General features: G+C 67.9%; 13 protein-coding genes. 6 read left to right on the top strand and 7 right to left on the bottom strand.

The genetic code is table 11. The features are described from left to right. The first annotated feature begins 79 nt into the window (after window positions 1–79). Window positions 80–1,534, top strand: coding sequence for a MocR-like pyridoxine biosynthesis transcription factor PdxR (gene pdxR, locus M4V62_RS21765; RefSeq protein ID WP_249592926.1), 1,455 nt, complete (start codon window positions 80–82; stop codon window positions 1,532–1,534). 16 nt (window positions 1,535–1,550) lie between these two features. Here the strand turns inward: pdxR and dnaB are convergent, their stop codons facing one another. Beyond that, window positions 1,551–3,029, bottom strand: coding sequence for a replicative DNA helicase (gene dnaB, locus M4V62_RS21760; protein ID WP_249588916.1), 1,479 nt, complete (start codon window positions 3,027–3,029; stop codon window positions 1,551–1,553). A 460-nt stretch (window positions 3,030–3,489) separates the two neighbouring features. Between dnaB and M4V62_RS21755 the strand changes: the two genes are divergently transcribed. Next, window positions 3,490–4,827: an MATE family efflux transporter gene (locus M4V62_RS21755; RefSeq protein WP_249588915.1), complete on the top strand. Its 1,338-nt coding sequence runs from the start codon at window positions 3,490–3,492 to the stop codon at window positions 4,825–4,827. A gap of 163 nt (window positions 4,828–4,990) precedes the next feature. On the opposite strand, the gene rplI is transcribed toward M4V62_RS21755, so the two are convergent. The 4 genes from rplI to rpsF form a co-directional block, all read right to left on the bottom strand. Then, window positions 4,991–5,437, bottom strand: coding sequence for a 50S ribosomal protein L9 (rplI, locus tag M4V62_RS21750; protein ID WP_249588914.1), 447 nt, complete (start codon window positions 5,435–5,437; stop codon window positions 4,991–4,993). An 18-nt stretch (window positions 5,438–5,455) separates the two neighbouring features. Beyond that, a complete protein-coding gene (rpsR, locus tag M4V62_RS21745) occupies window positions 5,456–5,692 on the bottom strand; it encodes a 30S ribosomal protein S18 (protein ID WP_003949403.1) in 237 nt (78 codons plus the stop codon). A gap of 57 nt (window positions 5,693–5,749) precedes the next feature. After that, complete coding sequence (locus M4V62_RS21740; RefSeq protein WP_249588913.1) at window positions 5,750–6,361, bottom strand: single-stranded DNA-binding protein; 612 nt, start codon at window positions 6,359–6,361, stop codon at window positions 5,750–5,752. A gap of 80 nt (window positions 6,362–6,441) precedes the next feature. Further along, the gene (gene rpsF / locus M4V62_RS21735) at window positions 6,442–6,732 is read right to left on the bottom strand and encodes a 30S ribosomal protein S6 (protein WP_006604399.1); all 291 of its coding nucleotides are present in this window, start codon (window positions 6,730–6,732) and stop codon (window positions 6,442–6,444) included. Between the two features lie 277 nt (window positions 6,733–7,009). On the opposite strand from rpsF, the gene M4V62_RS21730 reads away from it, so the two are divergent. From M4V62_RS21730 to M4V62_RS21720, 3 genes are all read left to right on the top strand, one after another. After that, entirely contained in the window at window positions 7,010–7,321 is a 312-nt protein-coding gene (locus M4V62_RS21730) for a hypothetical protein (RefSeq protein ID WP_249588912.1), read from the top strand. A 156-nt stretch (window positions 7,322–7,477) separates the two neighbouring features. After that, window positions 7,478–8,599, top strand: coding sequence for a lipid II:glycine glycyltransferase FemX (locus tag M4V62_RS21725; protein WP_249588911.1), 1,122 nt, complete (start codon window positions 7,478–7,480; stop codon window positions 8,597–8,599). 90 nt (window positions 8,600–8,689) lie between these two features. Then, window positions 8,690–9,721: an alanine racemase gene (locus M4V62_RS21720; RefSeq protein ID WP_160506093.1), complete on the top strand. Its 1,032-nt coding sequence runs from the start codon at window positions 8,690–8,692 to the stop codon at window positions 9,719–9,721. Window positions 9,722–9,831: 110 nt separating this feature from the next. On the opposite strand, the gene M4V62_RS21715 is transcribed toward M4V62_RS21720, so the two are convergent. Both M4V62_RS21715 and M4V62_RS21710 read right to left on the bottom strand, forming a co-directional pair. Next, window positions 9,832–11,376 carry a glycosyltransferase family 87 protein gene (locus tag M4V62_RS21715; RefSeq protein ID WP_249592925.1) on the bottom strand — a complete coding sequence of 515 codons (1,545 nt, stop codon included), beginning with the start codon at window positions 11,374–11,376 and terminating at the stop codon, window positions 9,832–9,834. Between the two features lie 134 nt (window positions 11,377–11,510). After that, window positions 11,511–14,261, bottom strand: coding sequence for a transglycosylase domain-containing protein (locus M4V62_RS21710; protein ID WP_249588910.1), 2,751 nt, complete (start codon window positions 14,259–14,261; stop codon window positions 11,511–11,513). Between the two features lie 373 nt (window positions 14,262–14,634). Here M4V62_RS21710 and M4V62_RS21705 point away from each other — a divergent pair, with 373 nt between their 5' ends. Beyond that, entirely contained in the window at window positions 14,635–15,321 is a 687-nt protein-coding gene (locus tag M4V62_RS21705; protein ID WP_249588909.1) for a PadR family transcriptional regulator, read from the top strand. The last annotated feature ends 28 nt before the right edge of the window (window positions 15,322–15,349 follow it).

Here is a 15,349-nt window from a genome sequence, read left to right as displayed (position 1 = left end):
GTCCAATGACCTCCCCGCAGGGCGGTCGACGCCGCACGGGACGGGAGCCGCAGGAGGCGAGGCAAGCTCCGGAACGTACGTGGAACCGGTCGGCACGGACTTCCTCCAGCTGAAGATCGACGACGCCCCGGCGGGCGGACGCGCGGACTGGCTGGCCCGGCATCTTCGCACCGCGATAGCCGACGGACGCCTTCCGGTGGGCAGCAGACTCCCCGCGACCCGGGTCCTGGCGGGCGAACTCCGCGTATCCCGCGGCGTGGTCACCGAGGTCTACCAGCGCCTGGGCGAGGACGGGCACGTCGCAGGTCGCGGCCGCAACGGCACCGTGGTGGTCGCCGCCCCGGTGAAAGCCCCGCCCACCGTGTCCACGGACCCGCCTGTGCCGCTTCCGGGCGCTCTGTTCGACGCCCCGCCCGGCACGGACATCTTCGATGCGCTGCGGGCCGCCCCGGCCCGGATCGATCTCTCGCCCGGAGTACCCGATCTCGCCGCGTTCCCCCGCACCGCGTGGCTGCGCGCCGAACGCTCCGTGCTCAGAGAGCTTTCGGCGTCCGCCTTCGGATACGGAGACCCGCGCGGGGCCCCGGCACTGCGCACGGCCGTCGCCGACTGGCTGGCCCGCAACCGAGGCATCCGCGCCGACCCCGGCCATGTCGTCATCGTCGCGGGCACCGCCCAGACCCTCAGCCTGCTCGGCCAGGTGCTGCACGGCGACGGCATCCGCGCGGTGGCCGTGGAGGACCCCGGCTCGCTCGGCGCCCGCCAGCATCTGCGCAACTGCGGCCTCGACACCCCGCCGGTCCCGGTCGACGCCGAGGGCATCCGCGTCGACGAGCTGCGTGCCACGGACGCCTCCGCGGTCCTGCTGACTCCGGCACACCAGTTCCCGACCGGAGTGGTACTCGGCGGCGAACGGCGGCGTGACCTGATGAGCTGGGCCGCCGAGCGCGAGGGGCTGATCATCGAGGACGACTACGACGCCGAGCACCGCTACGACCGCGCCCCGGTCCCCGCACTGCGCTCCCTGCTCGCCGAACACGTCTGCTACGCCGGGAGCGTGTCCAAGCTGCTCGCTCCGGCGCTGCGCATCGGCTGGGTCCTCGCGCCGCCGAGGTACCGGGACGCCCTGGTCGCCGCCAAGCGCTTCGCCGACCTCGGCAACGCCGTACTGCCGCAGCTCGTCCTGGCCCAGCTGATGGAATCGGGCGCACTGGAGCGCCAGTTGCGCCTCCTGCGCGGACGCCATCGCCGCCGGCGTGACGCGATGATCGCCGCTGTCAGAACCCATCTGCCGCATGCCGTCGTGCACGGCGCCGCGGCGGGACTGCACCTGACGATCACCTTCGACTCAGGCTTCCGCGACACCGATCTCGCGGCGGCGGCCCTGGCCCGCGGCGTGAAGGTCCAGCCCCTGTCCTGGCACAGCCAACGACCGCACCGCCCCGGCCTGGTGCTCGGCTACGCCGCCCCCACCACCACCGACATCACCGAGGGCGTGGCCACGCTCGGCGAGACCGTGCGGCACCTGTCCTGACGTGCCGCCGTCACTGCTACGTCTGCGCCATGTCCACGAAGCGCGAGTAGTGGCCCTGGAAGGCGACCGTGATCGTCGCCGTCGGGCCGTTACGGTGCTTGCCCACGATGATGTCCGCCTCGCCCGCGCGCGGTGATTCCTTCTCGTACGCGTCCTCGCGGTGCAGCAGGATCACCATGTCCGCGTCCTGCTCGATCGAGCCGGATTCACGCAGGTCGGACACCTGGGGCTTCTTGTCCGTGCGCTGCTCGGGGCCACGGTTCAGCTGCGAGAGCGCGATGACCGGGACCTCGAGCTCCTTGGCGAGCAGCTTCAGGTTTCGCGACATGTCCGAGACTTCCTGCTGACGGCTCTCGGCACGCTTGGAACCACCCGACTGCATCAGCTGCAGATAGTCGATGATCACCATCTTGATGTCCGCGCGCTGCTTGAGGCGGCGGCACTTCGCGCGGATCTCCATCATCGACAGGTTCGGGGAGTCGTCGATGTAGAGCGGAGCGGCCGAGACCTCGGGCATCCGGCGCGCGAGCCGCGTCCAGTCCTCGTCCGTCATCGTGCCGGAGCGCATGTGGTGCAGCGCCACCCGTGCCTCCGCGGACAGCAGGCGCATCGCGATCTCGTTGCGCCCCATTTCCAGGGAGAAGATGACGCTGGGCAGGTTGTGCTTGATGGACGCGGCGCGGGCGAAGTCGAGCGCGAGCGTGGACTTACCCATGGCGGGACGGGCCGCGATGACGATCATCTGGCCGGGGTGCAGGCCGTTCGTCAGCGAGTCGAAGTCGGTGAAGCCCGTCGGCACACCGGTCATCTCGCCGCTGCGCGAACCGATCGCCTCGATCTCGTCGAGCGCGCCCTCCATGATGTCGCCGAGCGGCAGGTAGTCCTCGCTGGTGCGCTGCTCGGTGACCGCGTAGATCTCGGCCTGGGCGCTGTTGACGATCTCGTCGACGTCGCCGTCCGCCGCGTATCCCATCTGCGTGATGCGCGTGCCCGCCTCGACGAGGCGGCGCAGGACCGCCCGCTCGTGGACGATCTCCGCGTAGTACTCGGCGTTCGCCGCCGTCGGCACCGTCTGCACCAGCGTGTGCAGATACGAGGCCCCGCCGACCTTGGTGATCTCGCCGCGCTTGGTGAGCTCTGCCGCCGCGGTGATCGGGTCCGCAGGCTCGCCCTTGGCGTACAGGTCGAGGATCGCCGTGTAGATCGTCTCGTGTGCGGGACGGTAGAAGTCGTGGCCCTTGAGCACCTCGACGACATCGGCGATGGCGTCCTTGGAGAGCAGCATGCCGCCGAGCACGGACTGCTCGGCGTCCAGGTCCTGCGGCGGTACGCGCTCGAAGGCAGTGCCTCCGCCGTCCCAGCCGCCGCCTTCACGGCCCCGGTCGTGCTGCTTGTCGCGGCCCCTGCCTCCGTCGCGGCGCTGACGGGAGGCGGGCAGACGGTCACTGGGACCGCTGTCGGCCCAGGGGTCGTCCAAGGGCTCGGAAATACTCACCGGGCCACCTCCCTCACGTCCGCCGCGCGGACCTCGCCGTGCCCTTCTTTCTTACGGCACGACACTGACAAATGGGCGGCCCAACTCCGGTTCTGACGCGTCGGTTTTTCGGGCTTTCCGAGGTCGGATCACGAGGGGGGCGCCGCACCACGGTAGGCCCGTGGCCACCGTCAGCCAATCTGGTTATCCACAGGCGGTGTGGATGACGGGCGCGTTGCTGTGGAGAACCTCGCCAAACCTGTGCACGGCTCGGTGGACAGGCCTGTGAACAAGCACTCAGCCTTCCTGACAAACAACCCCTGACCTGCAACTTTCCCATCCACCGGCTGTGCAGAAGAAAAACTTCCCCAGTCGGGCCAAGATCGTGCCAAACAGCGCTTCGAAGAGCGTCCAACTCGTGACCAGGTAAGGGTCTTAATCGCATTGCATCTCTTACCTGTGGAAGATTAGATTGGTGTCCATGACACAGGCTCCCGCGGCGATCAAGACTGTTCGGCGACAGCACGACCGAGAGATCATCGCCCTCGCAGTTCCCGCCTTCGGCGCACTCGTCGCCGAGCCTCTCTTCGTGATGGCCGACAGCGCCATCGTGGGCCACCTCGGCACCGCGCAACTGGCCGGCCTCGGCGTCGCCTCGGCGCTCCTCACCACCGCCGTGAGTGTCTTCGTCTTCCTCGCCTACGCGACCACGGCCGCCGTGGCCCGCCGGGTGGGCGCCGGAGATCTCCAGTCCGCCATCCGTCAGGGCATGGACGGCATCTGGCTCGCCCTCCTGCTTGGCGCCGCCGTCATCGCGGTCGTCCTTCCCACCGCACCCGCGCTCGTGGAACTCTTCGGCGCATCGGACACCGCGGCTCCGTACGCGATCACGTACCTCCGCATCTCCTCGCTCGGCATCCCGGCCATGCTCGTCGTGCTCGCCTCCACCGGTGTCCTGCGCGGACTACAGGACACAAAGACCCCGCTGTACGTGGCCCTCGGCGGCTTCATCGCCAACGGCGTCCTCAACGTGGCCCTCGTCTACGGCGCCGGCCTGGGCATCGCCGGCTCCGCCTGGGGCACCGTCATCGCCCAGTGCGCGATGGCCGCCGTGTACCTCTTCGTCGTCGTACGCGGAGCCAGACGCCACGGAGCCTCCCTGCGCCCCGACGCCGCCGGCATCAGGGCCTGCGCCCAGGCGGGAGCACCGCTCCTCGTCCGTACGCTCTCATTGCGCGCGATCCTGATGATCGCGACCGCGGTGGCCGCCCGCCTCGGCGACGCCGATGTGGCCGCCCACCAGATCATCCTGTCCCTGTGGAGCCTGCTGGCCTTCGCGCTCGACGCCATCGCCATCGCCGGTCAGGCGATCATCGGCCGCTATCTGGGGGCGAACGATCCCCAGGGGGCGCGCGACGTCTGCCGCCGCATGGTGCAGTGGGGCATCGCCTCGGGAGTCGTGCTCGGCGGCCTTGTCGTCCTCGCCCGGCCGCTGTTCATCCCGCTCTTCTCCAGCGACTCCGTCGTCCAGGACGCCGCCTTGCCCGCACTCGTGGTGGTGGCCGTCTCCCAGCCGATCTGCGGCATCGTCTACGTGCTCGACGGCGTACTGATGGGAGCGGGAGACGGCCCGTACCTGGCCTGGGCAATGCTGGCCACGCTGGCGGTCTTCGCTCCGGTGGCGCTCCTCGTGCCGGTCTTCGGCGGCGGACTGACGGCCGTCTGGGCGGCGATGACGCTGATGATGACGGTTCGCATGGTGACCCTGTGGCTACGGACGCGCTCCGGACACTGGATCGTCACCGGCGCCACGCGCTGATCCGGAAGGGACCACGCCCGCTGATCGCCGCGCGCTGTTTCACGTGAAACAGCGCATCTCGTGAAACACGGAGGCCGTACGGCAACGGGTTGCGTGAAACACGTTGGGCCACACCCCTGAGGGTGCGGCCCAACGATTGCTTCAGCTCTGCCAAGCGCAGTGCTTAGGCGGAGACGACCTCGATGTTGACCTTGGCGGCAACCTCGGGGTGCAGACGCACGGACGTCGCGTGGGCGCCCAGCGTCTTGATCGGCGCGCCCAGCTCGACACGACGCTTGTCGATCTTCGGACCACCAGCGGCCTCGATCGCCGAAGCGACGTCAGCCGGGGTGACGGAACCGAAGAGACGACCGGCGTCGCCGGAGCGGACGGCCAGACGGACCTTGACGCCCTCGAGCTGGGCCTTGACCTCGTTGGCCTGCTCGATGGTCGCGATCTCGTGGATCTTGCGAGCACGACGGATCTGCTCGACGTCCTTTTCGCCACCCTTGGTCCAGCGGATCGCAAAGTTCCGCGGGATCAGGTAGTTGCGGGCGTAGCCGTCCTTGACGTCTACGACCTCGCCGGCGGCACCGAGGCCGGAGACCTCGTGGGTGAGGATGATCTTCATTAGTCGGTCACCCTTCCCTTATCGCGCGGTGGACGTGTAGGGCAGCAGCGCCATCTCACGGCTGTTCTTCACGGCCGTGGCGACGTCACGCTGGTGCTGCGTGCAGTTGCCGGTCACGCGGCGGGCACGGATCTTGCCGCGGTCGGAAATGAACTTCCGCAGCATGTTCGTGTCCTTGTAGTCCACGTACGTGACCTTGTCCTTGCAGAATGCGCAGACCTTCTTCTTAGGCTTGCGCACAGGCGGCTTCGCCATGTGTTCTCTCCTGTTTGATCAAGAAGTGTGGGAACGGCCCACCCTTGGCCCTGAGGCCTAGAAGGGGGGCTCGTCCGAGTAGCCGCCGCCAGAGCCGCCGGAGCCGCCGGAGCTTCCGCCCCAGCCACCGCCGCCGCCCTGCTGCTGGCCGCCGCCGGCCGGCGCACCGGTCGCCCAGGGGTCGTCGGCGGGAGCACCGCCGCCGCCCTGCTGCTGACCGCCACCGGAGCCGCCGCCCCAGTTGCCGCCGCCCTGCTGGCCGCCGCCACCGCCGCCGCCGAATCCGCCGCCCTGGCCGCCTCGACCGGTGGTCTTGGTGACCTTGGCCGTGGCGTTCTTCAAGCTGGCGCCGACTTCCTCGACGTCGAGCTCGTAGACCGTGCGCTTGACGCCCTCACGGTCTTCGTAGGACCGCTGCTTCAACCGGCCCTGCACGACGACGCGCATGCCTCGCTGAAGCGACTCCGCGACGTTCTCCGCCGCCTGACGCCAGACCGAGCAGGTGAGGAAGAGGCTTTCGCCGTCCTTCCACTCATTGGTCTGACGGTCGAAGGTGCGGGGAGTGGACGCGACACGGAACTTCGCGACCGCCGCACCGGACGGGGTGAAGCGCAGCTCGGGGTCGTCGACAAGATTGCCGACGACCGTGATGACGGTCTCGCCTGCCATGGGGGAACCTCTCGGCGGGTTTGCTGCTGGCTGCTTTTGCTGCTGCTACTCGGATCCCGAGTACCGCTGAGCTAGGAAGCTCAGTGGGTCTCGGGACGGAGGACCTTGGTCCGGAGGACCGACTCGTTCAGGTTCATCTGGCGGTCGAGCTCCTTGACGACCGCAGGCTCGGCCTGCAGGTCGATGACCGAGTAGATGCCCTCGGGCTTCTTCTTGATCTCGTACGAGAGACGACGACGGCCCCAGGTGTCGACCTTTTCGACCTTTCCGTTGCCCTCACGGACGACGGAGAGGAAGTTCTCGATCAACGGGGAGACAGCGCGCTCCTCGAGATCGGGGTCGAGGATGACCATCACTTCGTAGTGACGCATGTGGAACCCACCTCCTTTGGACTCAGCGGCCACGGTCGTTCCGTGGCAGGAGGGTCGTGATGCGTACGCAACGGTATCGGCAGCCACTGACAATCGGGCTCCCCGATCAGTAGACCGATCGGGGAGTCCCTGCCATGGCATGGGCAGACACCGGTGCAGACGGTACAGAGTACCCGCACCTGGGCTTCCGGTTGAAATCCGGCGACCGAGGGGCAGAATCTGTACACATCGGGTGTGTATGGCGCTACAGTGCGCCGCCTTACGCAGGAGGTGCCTCATGGCACAGACATTGCGACCGAATACCGCCGGCTCCCTCTTCGCCACGGACGGCAAGGCCCATCCCATGCAGGACACGCTGCTCGGCGTGACCCTGATCCTGGGGGCCATCGCCTTCGTCTCAGCGATGTTCCACAACCTCCACCTGCTCAGCTCATGGGCCGGCCTGGTGGGGATCGCCACGGGTGCGTGGGGACAGTTCATCTCCGAGACGACCCGCGAGCGCTTCGGTCTGATCCTCGGCCTCGGTGCCTCGGCGGTCGGATTCTTCCTGGGTATGGCACATGGCGGCCTCTTCGGCGGGCTCTGGTAGCCGCCTGCCCACCGTTCCTCGGCGCCCCTGCCGCGCATAGGCCAGGGGCCAAGGTTCCGTACGCCCAGACGGGGCGCTCTCGGGGCACAGTAGGCTTCGGCGCGAGAGCCGGAGCCCCTGTACCCATGGGGACACACCAGCCGAGGAGCGCCCCGCATGAGTCTGACCCTGAGGACCATCAGTCGCGAGCAGCATCTGGCGTATATCCAGAGTCTGCCGTCGGCAAGTCATTGCCAGGTCCCGGCATGGGCGGATGTGAAGAGTGAATGGCGTTCGGAGAACCTGGGCTGGTTCGACGACCGGACCGGCGAACTCGTCGGTGCGGGCCTGGTGCTCTACCGGCAACTGCCGAAGGTCAAGCGCTATCTCGCCTACCTTCCCGAGGGCCCGGTCATCAACTGGTACGCCCCGAACCTGGACGACTGGCTGCAGCCGATGCTCGCGCATCTGAAGCGGCAGGGCGCCTTCTCCGTGAAGATGGGCCCGCCGGTCGTCATCCGGCGCTGGGACGCTCCGGCGATCAAGTCGGGCATCCAGAACCCGGATGTGAAGCGGCTGCGGGACGTCGAGGCCTCGCACATCGAACCGCGTGCCTTCGAAGTCTCCGACCGGCTGCGCAAGATGGGCTGGCAGCAGGGCGAGGACGGCGGCGCCGGCTTCGGTGACGTCCAGCCGCGCTACGTCTTCCAAGTGCCGCTGGCCAACCGCTCCTTGGACGAGGTCCTCAAGGGCTTCAACCAGCTGTGGCGACGCAACATCAAGAAGGCCGAGAAGGCCGGCGTCGAGGTCGTCCAGGGCGGTTACGAAGACCTGGCCGAATGGCAGCGCCTTTACGAGATCACGGCGATCCGCGACAAGTTCCGGCCGCGGCCGCTCGGTTACTTCCAGCAGATGTGGCGGACCCTCAACTCCGAGGACCCCAACCGCATGCGGCTGTACTTCGCGCGGCACAACGGGGTGAACCTGTCCGCGGCGACGATGCTCGTCGTCGGCGGGCACGTCTGGTACTCCTACGGCGCTTCGGACAACATCGGCCGTGAGGTCAGGCCCTCGAACGCGATGCAGTGGCGGATGCTCCGGGACGCCTACGCGCTCGGCGCCACCGTCTATGACTTGCGGGGCATCTCCGACTCTCTGGACGAGACGGACCACCTGTTCGGACTGATTCAGTTCAAGGTGGGCACGGGTGGAGAGGCTGTCGAGTACATCGGCGAGTGGGACTTCCCGCTCAACAAGCTGCTCCACAAGGCGCTCGACATCTACATGTCGCGCCGCTGACCGCACCGACCCGGCACACTTCACACAGCCACAAATACTCTTCATACCTCTGATACACCGCAGCCACGAGAAAGGTTCCGGGATCCGGCCATGGCGCTCACGCTCTATGTCGACACCGCGCGCTGGCGGGCACACCACAAGCACGTGCTGGAGCAGTTCCCGGGAATCGTCCCGGTCTGCAAGGGCAACGGCTACGGCTTCGGTCATGAGCGCCTCGCGGAAGAAGCGACCCGCTTCGGCTCCGACGTCCTCGCCGTCGGCACCACGTACGAAGCCGCCCGGATCAAGGACTGGTTCAGCGGCGATCTGCTGGTCCTGACCCCGTTCCGGCGGGGCGAGGAGCCCGTGCCGCTGCCCGACCGCGTCATCCGCTCCGTGTCGTCCCTGGACGGCGTACACGGCCTCGTGGGCGCCCGCGTCGTCATCGAGGTCATGTCCTCGATGAAGCGGCACGGCGTGAGCGAGCAGGAGCTCTCACAGCTGCATGCGGCCATCGAGGACGTACGGCTCGAGGGCTTCGCGATCCACCTGCCGCTGGACCGCACCGACGGCTCGGACGCCGTCGAAGAGGTCATCGGCTGGATGGACCGGCTGCGTGCCGCCCGTCTTCCGCTGCACACGATGTTCGTCAGCCACCTCAAGGCCAACGAACTGGCCCGCCTGCAGCAGCAGTTCCCGCAGACGCGCTTCCGCGCGCGCATCGGGACGCATCTGTGGCTGGGCGACCACGAGGCCACCGAGTACCGCGGCGCCGTCCTGGACGTCACGCAGGTGACCAAGGGCGACCGCTTCGGCTACCGCCAGCAGAAGGTCGCCTCCGACGGCTGGCTGGTCGTCGTCGCGGGCGGCACGTCGCACGGCGTCGGCCTGGAGGCCCCGAAGGCGCTGCACGGCATGGTGCCGCGCGCGAAGGGTGTGGCCCGCGCGGGCCTCGCGACCGTCAACCGCAACCTGTCGCCGTTCGTCTGGGGCGGCAAGCAGCGCTGGTTCGCGGAGCCGCCGCACATGCAGGTCTCCATCCTCTTCGTGCCCTCGGACGCGCCCGAGCCGAAGGTGGGCGAGGAGCTGGTGGCCCATCTGCGGCACACCACCACGCAGTTCGACCGCATCGTCGACCGCTGATCACCGCGGGACGGAGCACAGACTGAAGGGCCGGGAGCGACGGTTGTCGCTCCCGGCCCTTCAGTCGTTCCCGGCCACCTCGGCGGCCTGTTCGCTCAGGGTGAAATGGCTCAGGGTGAGATATCCGTCGGCGTCGATCCCCACCGCACGTAGGTCCCCTCGGTGGAGTGCGCCGCGTGCCGCGGTGGGTGGGCCGGCTGCCCGAGGACGAAGACGTCCTGTGCACCGTCCAGGACGCCCCCGGAGGGGTCGTCGTCACCGGACCGCCGGACCGGGTCTCTCTCCGGCATCAGGATGTCGCGTACGACCACGGCGCACAGGTACAGCGTCCCCAGCAGGTGGACCACGATGGCGAGTTGGTAACCCTCGGTCGGCAGGCCCTTGTGGGCGTCTCCGCTTGTCGTGTACGCGAGGTACAGCCAGATCCCCAGGAAGTACGCGACCTCGCACGCCTGCCAGATCAGGAAGTCACGCCAGCGCGGCCGGGCCAGGGCGGCGAGGGGAATCAGCCACAGTACGTACTGCGGCGAGTAGACCTTGTTGGTGAGGATGAACGCGGCGACCACCAGGAACGCGAGCTGCGCGAAGCGCGGACGGCGCGGCGCGGTCAGGCCCAGCGCACCGACGCCGAGGCAGGCCAGGAGCATCAGCGCCGTCGCCAGGGTGTTGACCGTGTCCGTGGACAGCGGGTCGCCCATGCGCTGCGAGAGGATCAGCCAGAACGAGCCGAAGTCGACGCCCCGTTCCTGACTGAACGTGTAGAACTTCGCCCAGCCTTCGCGGATGTGGAAGCCCGTGGCGTCGTGCGTGATCATCACGGGCAGGTTCACCACGAGCCAGGCGCCCACCGCTGCCCCGGCCGTCATGCAGAAGGCCCGCCAGCGCCCCGCCCGCCAGCACAGGATGAGCAGCGGGCCCAGGAGCAGCGCCGGGTAGAGCTTCGCGGCGGTCGCCAGGCCGAGCAGGATGCCCGCGGAGAGCGTCCCCCCGCGTGCCCACATCAGCATCGCGGCGGCCGTGAGAGCGACCGCGAACAGGTCCCAGTTGATGGTGGCCGTCAACGCGAAGGCAGGCGCCAGGGCGACCATCAGGCCGTCCCAGGGGCGCCGCCGGTGAGTGCGGGCGACACAGACGGCGATGACCGCCGTACAGGCCATCAGCATCCCGGCGTTGACCATCCAGTAGAACTTCTCCTGGTGCTGGATGCTCCCGCTGCCCGGTGTCAGCCAGGAGGCGACCTCCATGAACACACCGGTGAGCACCGGGTATTCGAGGTACTCCATGTCGCCGGGCAGCTTGTCGAAGTAGGGCACGAGCCCGTCGGCGAAGCCGCGCCCTTGGTAGAGGTGCGGGATGTCGGAGTAGCAGGCGTGCGTGTACTGCGAGCTCGCACCCTGGAACCAGGCGCCGTCGTAGCACGGCAGCTTCTGCACCATGCCGAGCGCGAACATCCCGATCGCGATGAGCGCAATGACGCGTACGGGGGTCCACCATGTCGCCGCGTACAGCACTCTGCGGCCGATGGGTCCACCGATCAGCTCGCTGCCGGCCGCGGCAACCTCATCCTCCTTGGTCGGCCGTACGGGCTCCTGTTGTGCACTAGTGGTCTTGTGCACGCTCGTGCGCGTCGTCTCTGCACTGGGCATGCCGCACATCCTGCCGTACGCACCTGAGAACACGGAGAGGGCCGCCACACCGGTGCGGTATGGCGGCCCTCGTCAGCGCTTGGCGGCGCATGTTTCACGTGAAACCGTGCGTTTCACGTGAAACACGCGCACGGGGACCTCGGTCAGCCTGTTGGTCCGCCGAACCAGCCTCCGTTGCCGTTGCCGTTGTTGCCTCCGCCGCCTGTTGGATCGTCCGTGGCCGGTGGCGACTCACCGCCGGTGCTGCCGTCGGTGGTTCCTCCGTCCGCCGTACCGCCGTTGTTGTTGCACTGCAAGTCCCAGTCGGCACAGGTCTCACCGGGATCAGGGCTTCCTGAGGGGGTCGGGGACGGCCCGGTGTCCGACGGGGTCGGCGAGGGGGACTTCTCCGGCTCCTCGGTCTCCGACGGGGTCGGGGTCGGGGACGGCGGCGGCGTCTCACCGACGACCTGGCCGATCGGCTCCGGGACCGGGAAGTTCTTCACAGGAGCGCCCTTAAGGGCCTGCTCCATGTAGTCCTTCCAGATCTGCGCGGGGAACGAGGCACCGTGGATCTTCTCTTCGCCACCCGTGCCGAACATCTCCAGGAACTCGCGCTTCTTGTTCCCTTCGTTGTCGTCGAGCCGGTACATGCTGATCGCCGTCGAGAGCTGCGGGGTGTACCCGACGAACCAGGCCGACTTGTTGCCGTCGGTCGTACCCGTCTTGCCCGCGACCTGGCGGCCGCTGAGCTGGGCCGAGGTGCCCGTGCCCTTCTCGACGACGGTCCTGAGCACGTCGGTGACGTTGTCGGCGACCGACTTGTCGAAGGCCCGCTTGGTCTGCACATCGTGCTGGAAGACGGTGTTGCCCTTGTGCTCGACCTTCTTGACCGAGTACGGCTCGTTCTGCTCACCGCTGGACGCGAAGGTGGAGTAGGCGCCGGCCATCCGGATCGCGCTCGGGGAGGACGTACCGAGTGAGAAGGACGGGTAATTGGCGCTGGCCAGGCTGTTCGCCTTGAGACCGGAGTCGACAGCCGCAGCCTTCACCTTGTCCAGGCCGACATCCATGCCGAGCTGTACATAGGCCGAGTTGACGGACTCCCGCATCGCCTCACGGAGGTCGATCTGGTAGGTCGGCGCGTTGTAGGAGGCGTCACCGTCGTTGGTCTGCAGCCACTCCTTGCCTTCCTTGTCCGTCCAGACGCTGCCGTCGTAGTTCTGGATCTTGAGCTTGTTCTTGCCGCTGTAGAGGCTCTTGGGGTTGACGATGGTGCGCTGGGCCTCGCCCTGCTCCGCCACCCCGTCCGGGTCGCGCGTTCCGTCCTTGAAGGCCGCTGCCAGTACGAAGGGCTTGAACGTCGAGCCGACCTGCGCACCGGTCTGGTCCGCGTTGTTGGTGAAGTGCTTGGTCGCGTCCTCACCGCCGTAGATGGCCTCGATCGCGCCGTCCTCCGGGTTCACGGAGGCGCCACCGAACTGGACGTGGGTGTCCTTGGTCGGGCGCTGCTTGGGTTTGATCTTCGCCTTGCGGACCTTCTCCACGGACTTCTCGAGTTCCTTGACCTTCGTCCTGTCGAAGGTCGTGTGGATCTCGTAGCCACCCTGCTGAAGGTCGTTGGCCGTGATCCGGCCGTCGCTGTTGTTGATCACGTACGCCTTGGCGAGGTCGACCAGATAGCCGACCTGCCCGCCCAGCAGAGCGTTGGAGCGCGGGTTCTCCAGCTTCGGGAACTTCGTGTACTTGTTGCGGACCTCGGCGGTCAGGTGGCCGTCCTTGACCTCTTCGTCGAGGATCCACTTCCAGCGCTTCATGGCCCGCTCGGTGTTGGCCTGCTGCGTGGCCGCGGGGTCGACCGCGGCGGACCCCGCCGGGTCGTAGTACGTGGCGCCCTTGAGCACCGTCGCCAGGAGCGCGCACTCGCTGGGATCCAGGTCGCTGGCGTCCTCGCCGAAGTAGGCGCGGGCGGCGGCCTGGATGCCGTAGGCCCCACGGCCGTAGTAGGCGGTGTTGAGGTACCCCGCCATGATCTGTTCCTTGGAGACCGTGCGGCCGACCTTTATGGAGATGAAGAGCTCTTTGAACTTACGCGTGAACGTCTGGGACTGGTCACCGAGGCGCGCGTTCTTCACGTACTGCTGGGTGATGGTCGAGCCACCCTGGGTCTCGCCGCCCTTGGCCATGTTGACCAGAGCGCGAGTGATGCCCATCGGGTCGACGCCCTTGTCATCCTCGAACGTCTTGTTCTCGGCCGAGATGACGGCGGTCCGCATCTCCTTGGGGATCTTGTCGTAGTCGATGATCTGGCGGTTCGTCTCACCACCGGTCGCGACCATCTGCTTGCCGTCGGCCCAGTAATAGACGTTGTTCTGCGCCGTGGCCGCTTCGTCGACCTTCGGCACCTGCACCAAGGCGTACGCGATGCCCGTTACGGCCATCAGGCTGCCGAGGAACCCGACGAACAGGCCGGTGACCAGACGCCAGGACGGAACCCAGCGCCGCAGACCGTCCTTCTCCGCACGCGGGTAGTCGATCAGGCGCTTCTTGCGGGGCTCATGACCGCCACGGCCACGGCCGCGGCCCGGTCCGTTCGGGCCTCCGCCACCGCGACGACCTCCGCCACCGGCGCCTGAGCGCCCGGCGCCGGACCCGTCGGCCGCTCGGCGGCGGCCTCCGCCGGCGCCGACAGCGCCGCTGCGCTGCGCGGCACGACGGGCCTCTGCGCGGCCGCCGTAGGAACGGTCCCCGTCGTCAGGGGCCCCTGTCCCGTGCGAGCCGGTTGAGGAAGTGGGCGATCCAGTGGCGCCACGCGGTGCCGCGCGGCGGCCCGACGACGCGCCTGGGATGCCGCGTCTGGCCGCGGCGCGTCCGCCGCCCTGCGGCTGCGGCGGTTTGCGACGGTGCTCGCTCATCGAACGATTACTCCTCGGGCAGGCGCAGGTATCCGCGCCTGGAAACGGCGGCTGGTTTCCGGTCCCCCCGAAGTACGGATGCGCCCGTCCCGGCGCTCATCCGCACTACACCAGGGTCAACGACGCCCTCAGGTGTCACTTGGTTCCCGGCGGTCTGCATGGCGCACAGACTACGCACCGTCAAAACCCTCTTAGGGCAGAAGTTCACCCCAAATCAGGCAAGTTGCTTCCTACGAATCGGTGATGTGACGCCGTTCACCGTTTCCCCTCTTGTCTCAGCTGGTGGGCCGTTCTATCGTCTCGATGTATCGAGTCGATACATCAGCTCGGCATAAAGACCGTGTCGACAGACGCTGGCAGACGGGAGGCGAAGATGAGCAGACGCTCCGGCATCCTCGAGTTCGCCGTGCTCGGCCTGCTGCGCGAGTCCCCGATGCACGGCTATGAGCTGCGTAAACGGCTCAATACATCGCTGGGAGTGTTCCGCGCCTTCAGCTACGGGACGCTCTACCCCTGCCTCAAGACGCTGGTCGCGAGCGGCTGGTTGATCGAGGAATCGGGTGGCGCCTCCGAGGAGGCCCTCGCGGCCCCCCTCTCCGGGCGCCGCGCCAAGATCGTCTATCGGTTGACGGCGGAAGGTAAGGAGCACTTCGAGGACCTGCTCTCACAGACCGGCCCCGACGCGTACGAGGACGAACACTTCGCCGCCCGCTTCGCCTTTTTCGGCCAGACATCGCGGGACGTACGCATGCGGGTGCTCGAGGGGCGTCGCAGCCGCCTCGAGGAGCGTCTGGAGAAGATGAGCGCCTCCCTGGCCCGTACCCGGGAGCGCCTGGACGACTACACGCTTGAGCTGCAGCGGCACGGAATGGAGTCCGTGGAGCGCGAAGTGCGCTGGCTGAACGAGCTCATCGAGAGCGAGCGAGCGGGACGCGACCAGCAACGGTCCGCCCCGGACAGCTCCGCTCAGCACGACAGCACATCTGGGGAGTCGGGCGGCCTGCCCCGGCGGCGGGAGACCAACCCGCCGCCGGATCCGTCCGATGACACCGCCAAGTGAGGCCCCGCGGTCCGCAGGGTCTCATCCG

This window comes from Streptomyces durmitorensis (assembly GCF_023498005.1).
GTDB lineage: Bacteria > Actinomycetota > Actinomycetes > Streptomycetales > Streptomycetaceae > Streptomyces > Streptomyces durmitorensis.
This window is presented reverse-complemented; position numbering and strand designations above follow the sequence as displayed.